Annotated in this window: 17 protein-coding genes; 13 read left to right on the top strand and 4 right to left on the bottom strand. The window is 67.1% G+C overall.

Annotation, left to right across the window (positions count from 1 at the left end):
• Position 1 precedes the first annotated feature (1 nt).
• The 4 genes from J2852_RS19090 (at position 2) to J2852_RS19075 (ending at position 5,245) form a co-directional block, all read left to right on the top strand.
• Positions 2 to 328, top strand: a complete 327-nt coding sequence (locus J2852_RS19090; protein WP_209878448.1) for a rhodanese-like domain-containing protein — start codon at positions 2 to 4, stop codon at positions 326 to 328.
• Positions 329 to 330: 2 nt separating this feature from the next.
• Positions 331 to 1,737: a TolC family outer membrane protein gene (locus J2852_RS19085; RefSeq protein ID WP_209878446.1), complete on the top strand. Its 1,407-nt coding sequence runs from the start codon at positions 331 to 333 to the stop codon at positions 1,735 to 1,737.
• Between the two features lie 97 nt (positions 1,738 to 1,834).
• Positions 1,835 to 2,536, top strand: coding sequence for a DUF2497 domain-containing protein (locus J2852_RS19080; protein WP_209878443.1), 702 nt, complete (start codon positions 1,835 to 1,837; stop codon positions 2,534 to 2,536).
• Positions 2,537 to 2,593: 57 nt separating this feature from the next.
• Complete coding sequence (locus J2852_RS19075) at positions 2,594 to 5,245, top strand: valine--tRNA ligase (RefSeq protein ID WP_209878441.1); 2,652 nt, start codon at positions 2,594 to 2,596, stop codon at positions 5,243 to 5,245.
• 56 nt (positions 5,246 to 5,301) lie between these two features.
• On the opposite strand, the gene J2852_RS32505 is transcribed toward J2852_RS19075, so the two are convergent.
• Positions 5,302 to 7,260: a methyl-accepting chemotaxis protein gene (locus J2852_RS32505; RefSeq protein WP_209878439.1), complete on the bottom strand. Its 1,959-nt coding sequence runs from the start codon at positions 7,258 to 7,260 to the stop codon at positions 5,302 to 5,304.
• A 119-nt stretch (positions 7,261 to 7,379) separates the two neighbouring features.
• Here J2852_RS32505 and J2852_RS19065 point away from each other — a divergent pair, with 119 nt between their 5' ends.
• The 9 genes from J2852_RS19065 (at position 7,380) to J2852_RS19025 (ending at position 16,150) form a co-directional block, all read left to right on the top strand.
• Complete coding sequence (locus J2852_RS19065; protein WP_246499834.1) at positions 7,380 to 8,171, top strand: YdcF family protein; 792 nt, start codon at positions 7,380 to 7,382, stop codon at positions 8,169 to 8,171.
• Positions 8,172 to 8,302: 131 nt separating this feature from the next.
• Entirely contained in the window at positions 8,303 to 9,223 is a 921-nt protein-coding gene (locus J2852_RS19060) for a septal ring lytic transglycosylase RlpA family protein (RefSeq protein WP_246499833.1), read from the top strand.
• A 45-nt stretch (positions 9,224 to 9,268) separates the two neighbouring features.
• Positions 9,269 to 10,438 (top strand): D-alanyl-D-alanine carboxypeptidase family protein, encoded by a 1,170-nt coding sequence (locus tag J2852_RS19055; protein WP_209878434.1) that lies wholly within the window; start codon positions 9,269 to 9,271, stop codon positions 10,436 to 10,438.
• Positions 10,439 to 10,477: 39 nt separating this feature from the next.
• On the top strand, positions 10,478 to 11,116 hold the full coding sequence (gene tmk, locus J2852_RS19050) for a dTMP kinase (protein WP_209878431.1): 639 nt from the start codon (positions 10,478 to 10,480) through the stop codon (positions 11,114 to 11,116).
• 22 nt (positions 11,117 to 11,138) lie between these two features.
• Complete coding sequence (locus J2852_RS19045; protein ID WP_209878429.1) at positions 11,139 to 11,609, top strand: DUF2147 domain-containing protein; 471 nt, start codon at positions 11,139 to 11,141, stop codon at positions 11,607 to 11,609.
• Between the two features lie 235 nt (positions 11,610 to 11,844).
• Entirely contained in the window at positions 11,845 to 12,963 is a 1,119-nt protein-coding gene (locus J2852_RS19040) for a DNA polymerase III subunit delta' (RefSeq protein ID WP_209878427.1), read from the top strand.
• Between the two features lie 68 nt (positions 12,964 to 13,031).
• Entirely contained in the window at positions 13,032 to 14,582 is a 1,551-nt protein-coding gene (metG, locus tag J2852_RS19035) for a methionine--tRNA ligase (protein ID WP_209878425.1), read from the top strand.
• Positions 14,583 to 14,591: 9 nt separating this feature from the next.
• Positions 14,592 to 15,377, top strand: a complete 786-nt coding sequence (locus J2852_RS19030) for a TatD family hydrolase (protein ID WP_209878423.1) — start codon at positions 14,592 to 14,594, stop codon at positions 15,375 to 15,377.
• Positions 15,374 to 16,150, top strand: a complete 777-nt coding sequence (locus tag J2852_RS19025) for an MBL fold metallo-hydrolase (protein ID WP_246499832.1) — start codon at positions 15,374 to 15,376, stop codon at positions 16,148 to 16,150. The genes J2852_RS19030 and J2852_RS19025 overlap by 4 nt, the downstream gene beginning before the upstream one ends.
• On the opposite strand, the gene J2852_RS19020 is transcribed toward J2852_RS19025, so the two are convergent.
• The 3 genes from J2852_RS19020 to J2852_RS19010 all read right to left on the bottom strand — a co-directional run bounded on the left by J2852_RS19020 (position 16,151) and on the right by J2852_RS19010 (position 19,478).
• Positions 16,151 to 17,326, bottom strand: a complete 1,176-nt coding sequence (locus J2852_RS19020; RefSeq protein ID WP_209878421.1) for a lysozyme inhibitor LprI family protein — start codon at positions 17,324 to 17,326, stop codon at positions 16,151 to 16,153. It lies immediately after the preceding gene.
• Between the two features lie 128 nt (positions 17,327 to 17,454).
• Positions 17,455 to 18,822 (bottom strand): sensor histidine kinase, encoded by a 1,368-nt coding sequence (locus J2852_RS19015; protein WP_343206780.1) that lies wholly within the window; start codon positions 18,820 to 18,822, stop codon positions 17,455 to 17,457.
• Complete coding sequence (locus tag J2852_RS19010) at positions 18,819 to 19,478, bottom strand: response regulator transcription factor (protein ID WP_209878419.1); 660 nt, start codon at positions 19,476 to 19,478, stop codon at positions 18,819 to 18,821. Before J2852_RS19010 ends, J2852_RS19015 begins: the two co-directional genes overlap by 4 nt.
• Positions 19,479 to 19,480 lie beyond the last annotated feature (2 nt).

Genomic DNA, 19,480 nt, shown 5'->3' with positions numbered 1-19,480 from the left:
CATGCCGACGCCATTCGAGATCGAAGTCGAAGAGCTGGACCGGATCCGCAAGTCCGGAGAAAATCCGCTCGTGCTTGACGTGCGCGAACCGGCGGAGGTGGCGATCTGCGCCATTCCGGACAGCCTGCATATCCCCATGGGCGCTCTTCCGGCACGGGTGGGGGACCTGCCGAAAGATCGCGACATCGTCGTTGTGTGCCACCACGGTGGGCGTAGCGCACAGGTGACCATGTGGTTGCGTTCCCAGGGGTTCCCCCGCGCCATCAACCTGGAGGGCGGTGTGGATGCCTGGGCGCGCCGAATCGACCCGAACATGAAGGTCTACTGAACATGACTGTGCGAAGCCGTTTCGCGCGCCGTCTTCTGGCAACCGCATTGACCCTCGGCATTGCCGTCACGGGCGTCACCGTCTCCGGTGGCATCAGCACCGCGTCCGCGCAGTCGCTGGAAGAAGCGCTGGCGCAGGCCTACGCCAACAACCCCGCCCTCGGCGCCCAGCGCGCCCGCCAGCGCGCCGTCGACGAAGGCGTTCCGCAGGCGTTGTCGGGTTACCGTCCGACCGTTCGCGCGACCGCCGGCGTCACCCGCTCCGGCGGCACCAGCACCTTCAGCGGCGGGGAGACCGGCTCCGAAGCGACCTCCAAAAGCGTCGGCATCCAGGCGACCCAGCCGATCTACGACGCGACCGTAGGGCCTGCCGTCCGCCGCGCCGAACGCACCGTCGAGGCCCAGCGCGCCACCCTGCTTTCCAACGAGCAGCAGATCCTGCTGAACGCTGCCCAGGCCTATCTGGACGTCGTGCAGAACCAGGCGGTGCTGGAGCTTCAGGCGAACAACGAACAGGTCCTGCGCCGTCAGCTCGACGCCGCCCGCGACCGCTTCCGCGTCGGCGAGTACACCCGCACGGACGTCAGCCAGTCCGAGTCGCGTCTGGCCGCCTCCATCGCGAACCGCATCTCGGCTGAAGGCACCCTCCAGGCGTCCCGCGCGACCTACGAGCGCATCGTCGGTTCCATGCCCGGCAAGCTGAAGGCGCCCAAGCCGCGCTTCAAGCTTCCGGCGACGCTGGACGAAGCCGTGGAGATGGCCCGGTCCAACAACCCGCTGGTGCTTGCCGCCACCTACACCGAAGCGGCCCAGCGCGAGGCCGTGGACCAGCAGTTTGGCCGCCTGCTGCCGTCGGCCAACTTGTCGGCCCAGGGCACCCGCAACTACGATCCGGGCCGTTCGCAGGGCATCGAGATCAGGCGCTCGGACAACGCGCAGCTCACCGCGCAGCTGACCATCCCGCTCTACCAGGCCGGCCTGCCGGAAGCCCTGACCCGCGAAGCCAAGCACACCGCGAATCAGGCGCGTCTGCAGATCGAGGACAGCCGCCGTCAGGCCGTGGAAACCGCGATCAGCGCGTGGCAGGCGTTGCAAACAGCGCGGGCCAGCATCGAATCCTTCCAGTCGCAGATCAACGCGGCGCAGATCGCATTGGAAGGCGTCCGGCAGGAAGCCCAGGTCGGTTCGCGCACCGTGCTGGACGTGCTGAACCAGGAACAGGAACTGCTCAACGCGCGAGTCAATCTCGTGCGGGCGCAGCGCAACGAAATGGTTTCGGCCTTCAACGTCCTGGCGGCGGTCGGGCAGTTGACGGCCCAGCAGATGAATCTGCCGGTCCAGTATTACGATCCCGATCCGCATTACCAACAGGTGCGCGGCAAGTGGTTCGGCACCGGCGTGCCGGAGTGATCGAAACGGCCCGCTTCGGCGGGCCGTTTTTGTCTTGTGGCTTTTTACCCATTCCTGCCCTAGTGTTGCCGCAGGATGACGTCCCGGGTTTGCCACGATGAGTGATAAAGGTCAGCAAGAGCCGTCGATGGAGGAGATCCTCGCCTCCATTCGCCGCATCATCTCCGAGGATGGCGAACCCGCGAAGGGGCAGGAGGCCGCGCCGGCCCCGGCCGTTGCTCCCCCGCCGCCCCCTCCACCGCCGCCTCCGCCCCCTCCGATGATGGAGGAGGAGGACGACGACGTTCTTGAGCTGACGCAGATGGTGCGCGACGACGGTTCCGTCGTCGATGTGGACGAGCCGGAACCGGAGCCCGACCCCTGGCGCGAGGAAGCGGCCTTCCCCGAGCCGATGGCGGAGCCGGAGGATTTCCCCGAACCGGAGCCCGAACCGCCGCCCCCGCCGCGCCCCGCTGCGCGCCGTCCGGTGCCGAGCTTCGACGCGTTCGAGGAGGAGGACGAACCGCCACCCCCGCCGCGCCCGCGCCCGCGCCCCCGCCCCTTGGAAGTGGACGACGGTCTGATTTCGCGACGCGTGGCGGAGGATGCCTCGCACCACTTCACCCATCTGGCGCGGGAATTGGGCGATGACCTGTCTATCGGCCCGATGCCGGTCGGCATCCGCACCGTGGAAGAAGTCGTCCGTGAGCTGTTGAAGCCGTTGCTGAAGGAGTGGTTGGACGAAAATCTGCCGACCATCGTCGAACGGCTCGTCCAGCAGGAGATCGACCGGATGATCCGGCGGTCTCAGAAGTTCTGAAGCGTCAAAAATCCAAGTCTGCACCCCGGTTGAGATCGTAAGCGAAAGTTCCTGGTGATGTTGGAAAAGACTTACCGGCCCGCCGAGGTCGAGGAGAAGCACTACCGTCTGTGGGAAGAGTCGGGCGCCTTCGCGGCGAACACCGGTTCGAACGCGAAGCCCTACACGATCATGATGCCGCCACCGAACGTGACCGGCAGCCTGCACATGGGCCACGCGCTGACCTTCACCATCCAGGACGTGCTGACCCGCTACAACCGGATGCGCGGGCGCGACGCCTTGTGGCAGCCGGGCACCGACCACGCGGGCATCGCCACGCAGATGGTCGTGGAGCGCAACCTCGCCAAGGAAGGCAAGACCCGCCACGATTTCGGCCGCGACGCCTTCATCGACAAGGTCTGGGAATGGAAGGCCGAATCGGGCGGCACCATCACCCGCCAGCTCCGCCGCCTCGGCGCCTCGCCGGACTGGGCGAAAGAGCGCTTCACCATGGACGAGGGCCTGAGCCGCGCCGTCCGCAAGGTGTTCGTTGAGCTGTACAAGCAGGGTCTGATCTACAAGGACAAGCGGCTGGTCAACTGGGACCCGAGGCTGCACACCGCCATCTCCGACCTTGAGGTCGAGCAGAAGGAGATCAAGGGCAACCTCTGGCACTTCCGCTACCCGATCGAGGGCGAGACGGACCGCTTCATCGTCGTCGCGACCACGCGTCCGGAGACGATGCTCGGCGACACCGGCGTCGCCGTCCATCCGGAGGACGAACGCTACAAGGATCTGATCGGCAAACACGTCATCCTGCCGCTGGTCGGCCGCCGCATCCCCATCGTCGGCGACGAATACGCCGATCCGGAGACCGGTTCGGGTGCGGTGAAGATCACGCCCGCGCATGATTTTAACGACTTCGAGGTCGGCAAGCGCTGCGGTCTGGCGGCCATCAACATCATGGACCGCGACGCCCGCATCACCGGCGACGATGTGCCGGAGGCCTATCGCGGCCTCGACCGCTACGAGGCCCGCAAGAAGGTCATCGCGGAGCTGGAGGCGCTCGAACTCGTCGAGAAGATCGAGCCGCACACCCACATGGTGCCGCACGGCGACCGTTCCGGCGTCGCCATCGAACCCTGGCTGACCGACCAGTGGTACGTGGACGCCGCCACGCTCGCCAAGCCGGCCATTGAGGCCGTCGAGACCGGCAAGACCGTGTTCGTGCCCAAGCAGTGGGAGAACACCTATTTCGAATGGATGCGCAACATCCAGCCCTGGTGCATCAGCCGCCAGATCTGGTGGGGCCATCAGATTCCCGCCTGGTACGGGCCGGACGGCACATACTTCGTCGAGGAGAGCGCCGAGGCCGCCGCTGCCGCCGCCAAGGCCCATTACGGCCATGACGTGGAGCTGACCCGCGACGCGGACGTGCTCGACACGTGGTTTTCCTCGGCCCTGTGGCCCTTCTCCACGCTCGGCTGGCCGGCCGAGACGCCGGAACTCCAGCGCTATTACCCGACCGACGTCCTCGTGACCGGCTTCGACATCATCTTCTTCTGGGTTGCCCGGATGATGATGATGGGCCTTCACTTCATGAAGGACGTGCCTTTCCGGACCATCTACATCCACGCCCTCGTCCGCGACGAGAAGGGCCAGAAGATGTCGAAGTCCAAAGGCAACGTCATCGACCCGCTGGAACTGATCGACGAGTACGGCACCGACGCCCTGCGCTTCACCCTGTCGGCCATGGCCGCCCAGGGCCGCGACATCAAGCTGGCGGTGAACCGCGTCGAGGGCTACCGCAACTTCGCGACGAAGCTTTGGAACGCCGCGCGCTACACCCAGATGAACGGCGTGGCGCCGGTGCCGGGCTTCAAGCCGGTCGGCCTAACCCAGACGGTCAACCGCTGGATCGTCGGCGCGCTCACCGAGGCCGCCCGCAAGGTCGCCGAGTCCATCGACGCCTACAAGTTCAACGAGGCGGCCAACACCGCCTACCAGTTCACCTGGGGCACCTTCTGCGACTGGTACCTGGAGTTCACCAAGCCGATCCTGAACGGCTCGGACGAGGCGGCAATTGCCGAGACCCGTGCGACGACGGCCTGGGTGCTCGACCAGATTCTGCACGTCCTCCATCCACTGATGCCCTACATCACGGAAGAGCTGTGGGAGCAGTTGTCGCCCGACCGGGCCAACCGCCTGATCTCCGCCGAATGGCCGGAATACGGCGCCGACATGATCGACCCGGCCGCCCGCGACGAGATGGACTGGGTGGTGCGCCTGATCTCTTCCGTGCGCTCCATGCGCTCGGAAATGAACGTCCCGCCGTCCGCCCAGATCGAGCTGAAGCTGAAGGACGCCGGGCCGGAGAGCCTGAAGCGCCTCGACACGCACCGCGACTTGATCCTGCGCATGGGCCGTCTGGCCAGCGCCGAGCCGTTGTCCGGCCCGGTGCCGAAGAGCGCGGTCCAGGCCGTCCTCGACGAGACCACGCTGATCCTCCCGCTGGAAGGCATTGTGGACCTTGAGAAGGAGCGCGCCCGCCTGACCAAGGAAGTCGAGAAGCTGTCGGGCGAGATCAAAAAAATCGACGCCAAGCTGTCCAACGAGCAGTTCGTCGCCAAGGCCCCCGAAGAAGTCATCGAGGAGCAGCGCGACCGCCGCGAGGCCGCCGAACAGGCCCGCGACAAGCTGCAAAAGGCGCTGGAGATGCTGGCAGCGTAACGACTGCCTGCGGATAAAAAGGAGAGGGCAGGGGCTTCGGCTCCTGCCCTTTTTCTTTACACCCTGATCGACGCCACGAACCGGTCCGCGTCGCTCTCCAGTTGTTGCAACTCTTCGGCCAGCTGTCCGGCCGAATAGATCATCTCGATGGCCGACTTGCCGGTTTCGGCGGCGGTGATCGCCATGGTGCTGACGCTCTCCGACACTTCGCCGGAGTTGTGGCTGGCGCGGTCCACCGCCCCGACGATTTCCCGAGTCTGTTCCAGCTGCTCTGCCACGGCGGCGGAGACCTCCTGCGACAGGACCTCCACCTCTTCCACGGTCGTGCGGATGGCGCGGATCGCTTCGACCACGGAACCCGTCGCCTCCTGAATGGCGCCCACCTGCGAGGAAATCTCCTCCGTCGCCTTGGCCGTCTGGTTGGCCAGCGTCTTCACTTCGCTCGCCACCACCGCGAAACCCTTGCCCGCCTCGCCGGCCCGGGCCGCCTCGATGGTCGCGTTCAGCGCCAGCAGGTTCGTCTGCCCGGCAATGTCGTTGATCAGGCGCACAATCTCCCCGATCCGCTGGGAGCTGTCCGCCAGCGCCTCCACCGCCGCGTCGCTCCGCCGCGCGTGATCGACCGCCCGGTGCACGGCGGTGCCGGTGGTGGCGACCCGCCCGCCAATTTCCCCGATGGAGGCCGACAGAGTGCGCGACACATTGTTGACAATGCCCACCACCTCCGACGTCTGCTCAGCTTTCTCCGAGGTATCGAGCGCCTGCTCCTTCATCTTTTCGGCGGTATCGCGCAGGATGTGCGCGCCGTTGCGGATCTGATCGGCGGCGACGCCGACCGTGTGCAGCACCTTCCCGAAGGCCGTGTCGAAATCGCGAGCGATCTCGCGCAACACGCTCTTGCGCTCTTCCTCCGACCGCCGCTCGGCCTCGCGCGCCTCGATTTCCAGATCATGGGTCCGCTGCAAATTGTCCTTGAAGACTGCGACCGCGCGGGCCATCGCGCCGATTTCGTCCTTACGCTCCGTCTCCGGCACGATGGCCGAACGGTCACCGGCAGCCAGCGTCTCCATCACGCCTTCGATCAGGCGCAATGGCCGGGTGATGCTGTGGGCAACCAACAGACTGGTGGCGACGAATCCAACCAGCAGAATTGACCCCACCAGCAGCATGTTGCCGATCACCTCGTCGCGCACGCGGTTCTGGGTGTCCACGGCGCCGCTCATGCCGGCGTTGGCGCTTTCCAGCAGAGCTTCGAATCGCGGCACCAGCGCCTGGAAAGCTTCGTTGAAGGTCAGCACCTCCGCCTTGAACGCCTTGGTGCCGTCCACGAACTTGCCCAGCTCGCCGCGATAGGTCCGCGCCAGCCTTTCGATCTTCTCCTGCGTCGCCGTGTCCATCCCCGAATCGGCCAGGAAGAAGGTGAACTCGTTGAACGCCTTGCGATGTCCGGACAGCAAGGCCTCATCGTTGTAGATGATGAAGTCCTTTTCCATCTTGCGCATGGATTCCATGCGGCCGGTCAGCTTGTCGGCGTTGGGCCACTGCTTCAGCTCATCCTCGATGGCTTTGGCCGAGGCGCGCAGGGCGCCGCGCAGCCCGGCGTCGTCCGTCAGCCCCAGTTCCTTCGCCTTGGCGACCACGATGGAAAACCGCTCGTTCAGCGTGCCGAGCCCCTTGGACAGGCTCTCCAGATCCTCGACCGCGATTCGCCCCTCGGCCCGCCGCTTCAACTCGTCCAGCAGCTTGGCGGTTTCCGCCGCGGTCTTCTCGAACGTCTCGGCCGCCGCCGGGTCCCGGTCCGCCACGAAGCGCAAGGCCTGGAAGCGCAACCGGCTCGCCCGCCGCTCGACAGCCGAAGTGTGTTCGTACGCTTCGCGGAATTCGTCCAATTCGGCGGTCGCTTCGAACACGCGTTGCGCGCCAACCGTCGCCGTGCCGCCCAGCAGCCCCAGCGTGACCAGCGATGCAACGACCAGCACTCCGATGCGGGTGCCGATGGAAATGTTCGACAGCATGGCCGGATATCCTATTGTTGGCGCGCGAGACCATACCCGGCGCCCACGACGCCACTGTTAAGCTTCCGTGTCGGTTTTGTTGCGGCGGCTGTGCCGGTCAGGGAAGGGAGGATCGACGGTTGTCCTTTGTCCTATCCAAGCTCTTCTGGGCCGTGGCGGCGCCCGGCAACTTCCTGATCCTCATTCTCACCATCGGCACCGCACTGCTGTTCACGCGCCGCCGCGCAACCCTGGGGCGGCGGCTCGTCGCGGGGGCGGCCCTGGGCTTCCTGGCGATCACCTTCACGCCGGTCTCGTCCCTCGTGGCGCTTCCCCTGGAGGAGCGATTCGAGCGTCCGGCCCTGCCAGATCGTGTGGACGGAATCATCATGCTGGGCGGTGCCGTCAACCCGCCGCTGGCGCTCGACCGGGGGGAGCCCTCGGTCAACGAGGCCGCCGAACGGATTCTGGCCTTCGCCAACCTGATCCGCCGCTATCCCCAAGCGAAGGCTGTCTTCACCGGGGGTTCGGGCCGGCTGTTTGGTCAGGAGTTGCGGGAGGACTTCGTTGCCCGCGATGCACTGAGCCAAGCCGGCATCGACCCGGCCTGCGTGATCTTCGAGAACGAATCGCGCAACACCTGGGAAAACGCCCTGTTCAGCCAACGTCTTGTCACGCCGAAGCCGGGCGAAACCTGGCTGCTGGTCACCTCGGCGATCCACATGCCGCGTTCGGTCGGCATCTTCCGCCGCATCGGCTGGGATGTGGTGCCCTATCCCGTCGATTACCGCACACGCAAGGGCGCGCGCCCCTATGTCCGGTTCGAGTTCGACAAGCAGATCGAAACCCTGCACGACTCCTTGCGCGAGTGGATCGGCCTCGTCTCCTACCGCATTCTGGACCGCACGGACGCGCTCTTCCCCGGTCCGTGAAGACGTCGCCCCATGACTTCGATGAGACGCGGACGCTGCCGTATTGGCGTTCGGTGGTAACTCGGTTAGAGTGCCGCCACTAGATCTTGCGGGGCGGTTCGATGCGGCGTGGGCCTATGCTGAGAGGCACGATGGTGCTCCTTGGAGCATTGTCGCTCGCCGCGTGCGCGCAACGGCCGCCGGCCTCCTCGTCGGGTTTGCCGACCAGCGGCATCTACAAGATCGGCAAGCCCTATCAGGTTGCCGGCGTCTGGTACTACCCGTCCGAGGACTTCACCTACGACGAAACGGGCATCGCCTCCTGGTACGGACCGGACTTCCACGCGAAGCCCACCGCCAACGGCGAGATCTACGATCAGAACGAACTGACCGCCGCCCACAAGACGCTGCCGATGCCGAGTCTGGTGCGCGTCACCAACCTGGACAACGGCCGCTCCGTCGTCGTGCGCGTCAACGACCGTGGTCCCTTCGCCGCCGGCCGCATCATTGACATGTCGCGGCGCGGCGCGCAGCTCCTGGGCTTCGAGGGCACCGGCACCGCCAAGGTCCGCGTGCAGATCCTCGCCGAGGAAAGCCGCGCCATCGCCGCCGCCGCCCGCCAGGGCACGCCCCCGGCCATTCTGGCCGAGACGGATGGCCCTCCGCCCAAACCCGCCCCGCGCGGCCGGGTCGAGGTCGCCGAGGGGCCGGCGGTGACAAAGCCGACGCCCGCCGCGATCACCGGCACGCCGATCCCGCCGCCGGCCACCGTGCCGGGCGCGGTGAAGGAGGGGCGCTTCGTCCCGGCCCCCGTCGTGGCGGAACTGCCGGTGAAGCCGCGCGAACAGCTCTACGTGCAGATCGGCGCCTTCGGCACGGCCGATAACGTCGCCCGCGTGCGCGCCCGGCTGGCATCCATCGGGCAACCGGCCAGCGTGAGCCAGACCAATTCCGGCAAGCAGAAGCTCCAGCGCGTGCGGGTCGGCCCGCTGGACAGCGTTGACCGGGCCGACGCCGTCCTGAACCAGATTCTTCAGGCCGGCCTTACCGACGCCAAAATCGTGGTTGATTGAATGCGCTCGTCGCCCGAGCGCTCTAGTGTTTCGAAGGGAGTTGTCATGGTCGCTGTCGTCCGCACCCGCGTTGCCCGCACCCGTCTCGCCGTGGGTCTGTCGGTCGCGCTGTTCGCGGTGGGGCTGGGCCCGGTGGCTCACGCCGCCAACATCGACACCATCGCCAAGCAGGCGATCCTGGTGGACGTCACGTCGAACACCGTGCTGTTTGACAAGAACGCCGACCAGCGCATGCCGCCGTCGTCGATGAGCAAGATCATGACAATGTACATGGTCTTCGAAGCCATCAAGGAAGGCCGCCTGTCGCTCGACAGCACGCTTCCGGTGACCGAGCGCGCGTGGCGCATGCAGGGCTCCAAGATGTTCGTGGAGCTGCACAACAACATCAAGGTGGACGACCTCATCAAGGGCGTCATCGTGCAGTCGGGCAACGACGCCTGCATCGTCCTGGCCGAAGGTCTGGCCGGCTCCGAACAGTCCTTTGCCGAGCGCATGAGCAAGCGCGCGCGGGAACTGGGGCTGAAGGACACCAACCTGACCAACGCCACCGGCTGGCCCGACCCCAATCACTACATGACGGCGCGCGACCTCGCCATCCTGGCCGAGCGTCTCATCAAGGACTTCCCCGAATACTACCACTACTATTCAATTCGGGAGTTCAAGTACCATGGCATCAACCAGGGCAACCGCAACCCGCTGCTCTATCGCGGCATGGGGGCCGACGGCATGAAGACCGGCCACACCGACGCCGGCGGCTACGGCCTGACGGCATCGGCGGAGCGCGAGGGACGCCGCCTGATTCTGGTGGTCAACGGCCTGCCCAGCATGCAGTCGCGAGCCGACGAGTCGGCCCGCCTGATCGAGTGGGGCTTCCGCGAGTTCGCCACCTACGCCCTGTTCAAGGCCGGTGAGACGATCGAGCAGGTTCCCGTCTGGCTGGGCGCCGAGGACACGGTCCCGGTCACCGTGCCGGAGGACATGAAGGTGACCATGGCCCGCGCCGAGCGCGGCGGCATGAAGGTGTCCCTGGTCAGCAACGCGCCCGTGGCCGCTCCGATTAAAAAGGGCGACGTGGTCGGCAAGGTGGTGATCACCGCCCCCGGCTTCCCCGGCAAGGAAGTGCCGGTGGTCGCCGCCCAGGATGTGGAGAAGCTCGGCTTCGTCGGTCGCGCGCTCGCCGCCGCCAAGTATCTCGTGTTCGGCGCCAAGACCTGATAACCAAGTCTTCGGTTGTCGACGATTGAGGGCAGGGGCATGACGCGCGGGCGGTTCATCACGCTGGAAGGCGGGGAAGGGGCGGGCAAGACCACCCAGATCCGCCTGCTCGCCGACGCGCTGTCCGCCTGCGGCATCGACGTGGTCCTGACCCGCGAGCCCGGCGGTTCGCAGGGTGCGGAGGAAATCCGCGCCCTGCTCGTTTCCGGCGAGACCGGCCGCTGGGGTCCGGTGACCGAGGCTCTGCTGCACACCGCCGCCCGCCGCGACCATCTGGAACGCACTGTCTGGCCGGCGCTGGACGCGGGGCGCTGGGTGATCTGCGACCGTTTCTTCGACAGCACCATGGCCTACCAGGGTTACGGCCTCGGCCTCGACCGTGACTTGATCGCCACCCTGCAAACGACCGCGCTGGGCGACTTCCGGCCCGACCTCACGCTGATCCTCGACCTTCCCGTGGAAACCGGCCTTGCCCGCGCCAACGCCCGCCGTGGCGGCGAGGACCGCTACGAGCGCATGGACCTGGACTTTCACCGCCGCCTTCGCGACGGCTTCCTCGACATCGCCAAGCGCGAGCCGGACCGCTGCGCCGTCATTGACGCCGCACACCCGGTGGAGACGGTGCAGGCCAGGATTCTCGACATCGTGACGCGGCGGCTGGGAGTGACCATCTCCTGATCTTCGCGACCGGGAGTTTGTCATGCCCCGCAAGACGACCGCAGGCACCGCTTTCGTCTTCGCCGCCCTGGCGACTGCACTCCCGGCCCATGCTTCTCCAGACGATGCAATCGGTCTCTGGCGCACCGCCGACCGGCAGGCGGCCATCGAAATCGCCCCCTGCGGCCCCAGCCTGTGCGGCCGGCTCATCTGGTACGTGGAAACGCGCACCGGCCCCGACGCCGGACTGGACAGCAAAAATCCCGATGAGCCGCAGCGCAACCGCCCTCTGTGCGGCATCCTCATGCTCGCCGGTTTCCACCGCGAAGGAGAAGGCTGGGCGGATGGCTGGGTCTACGACGCGAAATCGGGCAACACCTACAGCGGCACCATCACGCCCGAAGGGCCGGACCGCCTTCGCCTGCGCGGCTATATCGGCATCCCGCTGTTCGGCCGCACCGAGATCTGGAGCCGTGCCCCCGCCGACCAGCAGCGGTGCCGCCCAACGGAATGATACGGCCGGCGTATGAATGCGTCATGTTCGGCCGGCCGTATCACCCTCTCGCACATGGCCGTGCCATGTGCTGCCGGGTTTGAACCGAAGGCGTTTGATGGAAGCCATCAAACGCCTTCGGAATGAGTCGAGAGGGCTGGATCCCGGCGCGCGGATCCGCCACTGTGGCCGCCGTCATCGTGTTCGCTGTCATCATACTCGCCGCCATCGCATTCATCGAAAAAGGTTTTCCGAGGTGAGCCGAGCCCGCGCGCCGGAGCCGGTGGTCGAGGAGGACGCCCTCGCCCCGCGCCGCAACCCCGACCTGACCGGCCATGAGGAGGCCGAGCGTTTGCTGCTGGAGGCCTGGAACTCCGGCCGCCTGCCGCACGCCTGGCTGATCGGCGGCCCGCCCGGCATCGGCAAGGCGACGCTCGCCTTCCGCTTCGCCCGCTTCGTCCTTGCCCAGGGGCAGGCCGCCTCCGAATCCAGCCTGTTCGGCGCGCCCGAACCGCCCGCCACGCTGGCACTCAGCCCCGAACACCCGGTTTTCCGTCGCGTCTCCTCGGGCGGCCACGCCGACCTGCTGACCGTCGAACGCCAGCGCGACGAGAAGCGGGACCGGCTGAAGCGCGACATTGCCGTGGACGACGTGCGCAAGATCGGCCCCTTTCTGCGCAAGACCGCCGCCGAAGGCGGTTGGCGAGTTGCGGTCATCGACGGCGCGGATCGCATGAATCTCAGTGGCTTGAACGCCATCCTTAAGATTTTGGAGGAGCCGCCGCCCGGCGCTCTGCTCCTGCTGGTCAGCGACAATCCCGGCGGCATGCTGCCGACCATTCGCTCGCGCTGCCGCAAGCTCAATCTCAATCCTTTGCCTGAGGAAACTGTCCTCAACCTGTTGGAAATACACGAACCCGACATCCCCGCCGACGACCGCGCTGCGCTCGCCCGCTTGTCCGAAGGCAGCATCGGCCGCGCCATCGACCTCGCCAACGCCGGCGGCCTCGACCTGTACCGCGAACTGATCGGCCTGCTCGGCACGCTGCCGCGCCTGGACATCGCCGCCGCCCATGCGTTCGGCGACAAGCTGACCCGCAAGCAGGACGACGGGCTCTACGAGACGGCGACCGAACTGCTCGTCTGGTGGCTCGCCCGCTTCGCCCGTTCGCTGGCGCGCGGCGCCTGGCCGGCGGAGGTGGTGCCGGGCGAGGCGGCCCTGATGACCCGCTTGGCCAACGCCCGCGGCCTTGAACGTTGGGTGGAGGTGTGGGAAAAGGTCCAACGCCTCTTCGCTCGTGCGGAATCCGCCAATCTCGACCGCAAACAGGTGGTCCTGAACGCGCTCGCGACACTCGAAGCGGCTGCGGGTTAAGAGAAACCCCCTATATACCTGTTCCGGCGCGCACGCCGGGCCGACGAACCCTCGGGAGAGCACCGACCATGGCCGGGTCGAAGACCTATTACCTGACGACTCCGATCTACTACGTGAACGACGTCCCGCACATCGGGCACGCGTACACGACGCTCGCCTGCGACGTGCTGGCCCGCTTCATGCGCCTCGACGGCTATGACGTGAAGTTCCTCACCGGCACCGACGAGCACGGCCAGAAGGTCGAGAAGTCGGCCATGAACGCCGGCATCGCCCCGCAGGAATTCACCGACCGCGTGTCGCAGAACTTCCGCGACCTTGTCCAGCTGATGAACTTCTCCAACGACGACTTCATCCGCACGACGGAGCCGCGCCACATCCAGTCCGTCCAGGAACTCTGGCGTCGCCTGGAGGCCAACGGCGAGATCTATCTCGGCTCCTACGCCGGCTGGTACTCGGTCCGCGACGAGGCCTTCTACGGCGAGGACGAGCTGACCACGACCCCGGCCGGCAAGAAGATCGCCCCCACGGGCGCCGAGTGCGAATGGGTGGAGGAGCCGTCCTACTTCTTCCGCCTGTCCGCTTGGCAGGACCGCCTGCTGGAGTTCTACGAGAAGAACCCGGACTTCATCGCCCCGGCCGGCAAGCGCAACGAGGTCATGGCCTTCGTGAAGTCGGGGCTGAAGGACCTGTCGGTCAGCCGCACGACTTTCAAGTGGGGCATCCCGGTCCCCGGCAACCCCGACCACATCATGTATGTGTGGCTGGACGCGCTGGCCAACTACATCACCGCCGTCGGCTTCCCGGACGAGAGCGGTGACTACGCCAAGTACTGGCCGGCCAACCTGCACATGGTCGGCAAGGACATCCTGCGCTTCCACGCCATCTACTGGCCGGCCTTCCTGATGGCCGCGAATCTGGCCCCGCCGAAGCGCGTCTTCGCGCACGGCTGGTGGACCATCGAAGGCCAGAAGATGTCGAAGTCGCTCGGCAACGTCATCGCGCCAGACACGCTGGTCACCACCTACGGTCTTGACCAGACGCGCTATTTCCTGCTGCGCGAGGTGCCGTTCGGCAACGACGGCGACTTCTCGCACAAGCAGATGGTCAACCGGATCAACGGCAACCTCGCCAACGATTACGGCAACCTCGTGCAACGTTCGCTGTCGATGATCAATAAGAACTGCGGCGCCGCCGTGCCGCAGCCGGGCGCCTTCACGGAGGCCGACAACGCCCTCCTGGGTGCCGCCCACAACCTGCTGCCCATCGTCCGCGCCGAGATTCAGGCTCAAGCCTTCCACAAGGCTCTGGACGCCATCTGGGCGGTGGTCGGCGACGCCAACCGCTATGTGGACGAGCAGGCGCCTTGGGCGCTGAAGAAGACCGATCCCGCGCGGATGGGCACGGTCCTCTACGTGCTGGCCGAAACCATCCGCCACCTCGCCATCCTGACCCAGCCGATCATGCCCGACGCCTCGGCCAAGATCCTCGACCAGCTGGCGCAGGGGGCCGATGCCCGTGGTTTCGGCAATCTGGGACCGGGCGGGGCGCTGGTCGCCGGCACGCCGCTGCCGGCCCCGCAGGGCGTGTTCCCGCGCTTCGTGGAAGAAGCCAAGAGCTGAAGAGAATCCATGCTGGTTGATAGCCACTGCCATCTCGATTTCCCCGACTTCGCCGAGGAGCTGGACGCGGTCGTAGACCGCGCCCGGCAGGCCGGGGTGGGGCGGATGGTCACCATCTGCACCTATCTGAGCCGCTTCGACCGCATCCTGGCAGTCGCGGAGCGGTACGACGACGTGCTCTGCTCGCTCGGCGTCCACCCGCACCAAGCCGCCGAGGAGTTCGAGGGCGTCACCGTCGAACTCCTCGTCGAGATGTCTAAGCACCCCAAGGTAATCGGCCTCGGCGAGACGGGGCTCGACTACTTCTACGACAAGAGCCCGCGCGACGTTCAGCAGGAATGCTTCCGCCGGCACATCCGCGCCAGCCTGGAAACCGGCCTGCCGCTGATCGTGCACACCCGTGACGCCGACGACGACACTATGCGGATCGTTAAGGAGGAGGCCGCCGGCCGGCCGGTCACCGGCTTGCTGCACTGCTTCAGCTCCGGCCGGCAACTCGCTGAAGAAGCTCTGGAATTCGGCTTCCACCTGTCGCTGTCGGGCATCGTCACCTTCAAGAAGTCGGAAGACCTCCGCGCCATCGTGAAGGACGTGCCGCTCGACCGCATTTTGGTGGAAACGGACGCGCCCTACCTCGCGCCGATCCCGTTCCGGGGCAAGCGCAACGAACCGGCCTACGTCGCCCACACCGCCGCGACCGTCGCCGAAATCAAGGGCGTGGAGGCCGCCGAACTGGCCCGCGTGACGACTGAGAACTTCTTCCGTCTGTTCCCGCGCGCTGGACAGGCCGCATGACCTCCATGCGGGTCCGGGTGCTCGGCTGCGGCGGGTCGCGGGGAGTGCCCGTGATCGGGTTGGGCTGGGGCAACTGCGACCCGGCCAACCCGAAGAACCGCCGCCTCCGCCCATCCGTCCTGGTGGAGCAGGTCGGGGTCAGCGTCCTGATCGACACCGCCCCCGACCTGCGCCAGCAGCTTCTGGACGCCGATGTGCACCGCCTCGACGCGGTTCTCTGGACCCACCCGCACGCCGACCACGCCCACGGCATCGATGAGCTGCGCGAGCTGTGCCGCATGATGCACGCGCCCATTGACGCCTACGGCTGGGCCGAACATCTGGCGGACATTAAAGCCCGCTTTCCCTACTGCTTCGACCCGCTGCGCCCCGGCGACCCTTACTACCGCCCGGTGCTGAACGCGCACGCCATCAACGGCCCATTCGACGTGCGCGGCCTGACCGTCCTGCCGTTCGAGCAGGATCACGGTTACATGAAGACTGTCGGCTATCGCTTTGATAAATTTGCCTATTCAACCGACGTCGTCTGCCTGGGCGAGGACGCCTTCGCCGCTCTTGACGGCATTGAGGTCTGGATCGTCGATTGCGCCCGCGTGGAACCGCCGCACCCCGTCCACGCGCACCTCGCCAAAACGCTGGAGTGGATCGAGCGCGTCCGGCCGAAACGCGCCTACCTGACCCACATGGACCAGACCATGGACTACGAGACGGTCCGCCACCTTCTGCCGCCGGGTGTCGAGCCCGCCTACGACGGGCTCGTCATCGACGTCTGATCACTCGTCCGGCATGATCAGGCCCACGCGGCTCGCCAGGAAACGCTCCCCGGCGGCCTGCGCCGCCTGTTCGGCGACCTTCGGATTCAAGCCGAACTTTTCCCGGTAAATCTTTGCCGTGGCGGCGATTGCGGAGGGCAGGGCGCCCACGGCCGCCTTGTACTCGGCCTCCGGCCAGACCTCGAACTCCCTCCAATGCCGGAAGGCGGCGACCGCCCGCTGCCTCTGCTCGGCAGCCTTCCTGGCTTCGGTCGAATGCGGCGCTTCCAGCAGGGTGCTCGGCACCATGGAGGCTTGCAGGTCGTCCACCTGGAACTGCCGCTCGTAGCCGTGGCGGATGCTGCCGCGTTCCTCCAGCGCCGGGCCGATGGCCGGGTCGATGTGCTCGGCGACCCTCTTCCACTCCGGCAGATCGAACACCGAGGACGGCGGCGTGCACAGGCCCGGCGTCTCGTCGCGCGTGTTGCCCCAGAAGGCGCCGAACGCCTCGAAGGCCGGCTGGCCGTGCTTGGTGAACAGGAAGCAGGGCGCGTCCATCTCCGTCGTGGACAGGACGTGGCGCAGGAACAGCAGCATCGTCCCCATCGGCGCGCTCGCCACGTCGCCCAAATTCTTCATCTCTTCAAGCAGGTACGGGTCGTTCGGAAGATCCCGTTCGATGACGGAGGCGACCAGCTTGCGCAGCGTCTCCTCCTTGTCGGTCATCGGCACGGCCCCGCTGTGGTACAGATAGACCAGCCACGCTTTGGCGGCGCCGCCGTCGTAGCGTTGCAGCGTCGCCGCCGCGCCTTTGGAGTCCTTGGGAATGCCGGCGACGATGCCCGCCAGCTTCTTCTGCGCCGCACGGCTCTGCTCGGACAGGTCCGCCGCGCGCTTCTCGTACAGCTTCCGGCAGGCCGGCACCGACGCCTTGTCGGCGCAGGCGCGTTCCCGTTCGGTCTGAAACGCCTGCTGGGCGCGCTGAATCGCTTCGCGCTCGGCCGTCGGGGTGTTGGCCAGCACGTCGCGGAGCGCGGTCGCCACATCCTCGGCCGCGACCTTCAGGTCGGCACTGGCGCACACCGTCCGATCCATCAAGGAAGACGGCTTGGCGCAGTTCAGCGTCTGAGCGAAGGACGAGATCGGCAGCAGACAGAGCGCCAGCGCGGTGCCGGCAAACCAATGGGAACGAGCCATGCGAGACAGCCTTCGAGCGGCAACGGACAAGAGGTCGCGACGATAGTCCATCGGCTCCGCGGCCGAAAGAGACCGATAAGCGCTCCGCCATTCCCCAGGCTCAATTCTGGGCACTCAATCCTGGGCGCTCAATCCTGGGACGGCAACATCAGCTCCGCGCGCAGGCCGCCCAACGGCGAGTCGGCCAGCCGCACATCACCGCCGTACAGCCGGGCCACGTCGCGCACGACGGCGAGCCCCAATCCGCTGCCGGGCGTGCTCTCGTCCAGCCGCACGCCGGCCGTCAACACCGCCTCGCGCCGGTCAACGGGCAGCCCCGGCCCATCGTCGTCCACCAAGACGGAAATCATCCCCGCCACCCCGCGCCGTGCCGACACAACGACGCGCCCGCGCGCCCAGGCGCAGGCGTTGTCCATCAGGTTGCCCAGCATCTCTTCCAGATCCTCGCGCTCCCCCGCGAAGGCGAGGCCCGGCGGCACCGCGACGGTCAAGGTGATGCCGCGCCCGGCGTGCAGCTTCTCCAGGGTGCGGGCCAGACCGGCGGCTCTTTCCAACACCGGCGTGCCGGATCCGGGCAGCCCGCGGGACGCGGCGGCGCGGGCGCGGGCCATGTGGTGGTCGATGTGCCGACGCATCAGCGTCACCCGACGCGCCATGGCCGGAGCAACCGTTCGCGCCGTTTCGGGCGTCAACGCCTCGGCCTCGTTCGCCAGAACCGATAGGTTGGTCTTCAGCGCGTGGGCGAGGTTCCCGGCCTGCAACCGCGCGCGGCCCACCACCTCCTCCGAATGACTCAACAGGGCGTTCAGGTCGGCAACCAGCGGCGCCACCTCACTGGGGACGGCGGAATCGAAGCGCCGTTTGGCGCCGGACCGCAAGGCGGCCAACTCGTCCCGCAGCCGGGTCAGGGGTTGCAGCCCCACCGCCACCTGGACCAGCGCCGCCGCGATCAGCACGGCCGCCAGGATGCCCAGCGACAGCCACAGCACCCGCTCGAACGCGTCCACCACGGCCAGCAGTTCGCTCTCGTCCGCCGCGACCGCGATTCGGATCGGATTGGCGGAGGGAGAAGCGGCGGAGGCGGGCAGGGTGATCATCCGCTCCATCACGATCACGAACCGCCCGCCGGGACCGGGAATCCGGTGCTGGTGGATCTCCCCGTCGGCCACCTCGTCCTTTGGCAACTGCAGGATCTCGTCCCACAGCGACCGCGCGCGCAGGACCGGCGCATCGGCCGGGCCAACCTGCCAGTACAGGCCCGACAGCGGCCGGCGAAAGCGCGGGTCGCTCAGCGGCTGCGTCAGCACCGGCTTGCCGTCACCCGCGATTTCCAGCAGCGTCGCCAACTGGGCCAGATGGTTGCCCAACTCAGCCTCGAACCGGGCCATCACGTGATCGCGGAACAGGCCGGACAGCACCACCCCGGCCATGGCGAGCGCCAGCACGATCCACACCGCCGCCCCGGCCAGCAGGCGGAAGCGCAGGGAACGGGTCACGCCTCCTCCATGCGGTAGCCCAGGCCCCGCACCGTCCGGATCACGTCCACCCCCAGCTTGCGACGCAGGCGGCCGACGAAGACCTCGATGGTGTTGGAATCGCGGTCGAAATCCTGGGCGTAGATGTGTTCGGTCAGCTCGGTGCGCGACACCACCTGTCCTTTGCGGTGCATCAGGTAGGACAGCACGCGGTGCTCGTGTGCGGTCAGGTCCACCGGGCGGCCGTCCACCGTGACGCGGCCGGTGCGGGTGTCCAGCACCACCGGGCCGCAGGCGATCTCCGGCGAAGCGTGGCCCTTGGTCCGACGGATCAGCGCGCGGACACGGGCCAGCAACTCCTCCATGTTGAAGGGCTTGGCGAGGTAGTCGTCGGCCCCGGCGTCGATGCCCTGTACCTTCTCGCTCCAGGTGCCGCGCGCGGTCAGGATGATGACCGGTGTCGCCACGCCCGCCGCCCGCCACGCGCGCAGCACGCTGAGCCCGTCCACCTTGGGCAGTCCCAGATCCAGCACGACGGCGTCGTAAGGCTCGGTCTCACCGAGAAACTGCCCCTCCTCGCCGTCGCCCGCGCGGTCCACGGCGTAGCCCTCCGCGCTCAGCCGCTCGGTCAGCTGGCGGGCGAGGTCGGCATCATCCTCGACGACGAGCAGGCGCATCC

Origin of the sequence: Azospirillum soli (genome assembly GCF_017876165.1) — a bacterium.
In the GTDB taxonomy this organism is placed as follows: domain Bacteria; phylum Pseudomonadota; class Alphaproteobacteria; order Azospirillales; family Azospirillaceae; genus Azospirillum; species Azospirillum soli.
This window is presented reverse-complemented; position numbering and strand designations above follow the sequence as displayed.

Bases quoted from the DNA above. Each gene is read 5' to 3' on its own strand.
- J2852_RS19090 (WP_209878448.1), top strand. From the start codon at position 2: ATGCCGACGCCATTCGAGATCGAAGTCGAAGAGCTGGACCGGATCCGC.
- J2852_RS19085 (WP_209878446.1), top strand. From the start codon at position 331: ATGACTGTGCGAAGCCGTTTCGCGCGCCGTCTTCTGGCAACCGCATTG.
- J2852_RS19080 (WP_209878443.1), top strand. From the start codon at position 1,835: ATGAGTGATAAAGGTCAGCAAGAGCCGTCGATGGAGGAGATCCTCGCC.
- J2852_RS19075 (WP_209878441.1), top strand. From the start codon at position 2,594: ATGTTGGAAAAGACTTACCGGCCCGCCGAGGTCGAGGAGAAGCACTAC.
- J2852_RS32505 (WP_209878439.1), bottom strand. From the start codon at position 7,260: ATGCTGTCGAACATTTCCATCGGCACCCGCATCGGAGTGCTGGTCGTT.
- J2852_RS19060 (WP_246499833.1), top strand. From the start codon at position 8,303: ATGGTGCTCCTTGGAGCATTGTCGCTCGCCGCGTGCGCGCAACGGCCG.
- J2852_RS19055 (WP_209878434.1), top strand. From the start codon at position 9,269: ATGGTCGCTGTCGTCCGCACCCGCGTTGCCCGCACCCGTCTCGCCGTG.
- tmk (WP_209878431.1), top strand. From the start codon at position 10,478: ATGACGCGCGGGCGGTTCATCACGCTGGAAGGCGGGGAAGGGGCGGGC.
- J2852_RS19045 (WP_209878429.1), top strand. From the start codon at position 11,139: ATGCCCCGCAAGACGACCGCAGGCACCGCTTTCGTCTTCGCCGCCCTG.
- metG (WP_209878425.1), top strand. From the start codon at position 13,032: ATGGCCGGGTCGAAGACCTATTACCTGACGACTCCGATCTACTACGTG.
- J2852_RS19030 (WP_209878423.1), top strand. From the start codon at position 14,592: ATGCTGGTTGATAGCCACTGCCATCTCGATTTCCCCGACTTCGCCGAG.
- J2852_RS19025 (WP_246499832.1), top strand. From the start codon at position 15,374: ATGACCTCCATGCGGGTCCGGGTGCTCGGCTGCGGCGGGTCGCGGGGA.
- J2852_RS19020 (WP_209878421.1), bottom strand. From the start codon at position 17,326: ATGGCTCGTTCCCATTGGTTTGCCGGCACCGCGCTGGCGCTCTGTCTG.
- J2852_RS19010 (WP_209878419.1), bottom strand. From the start codon at position 19,478: ATGCGCCTGCTCGTCGTCGAGGATGATGCCGACCTCGCCCGCCAGCTG.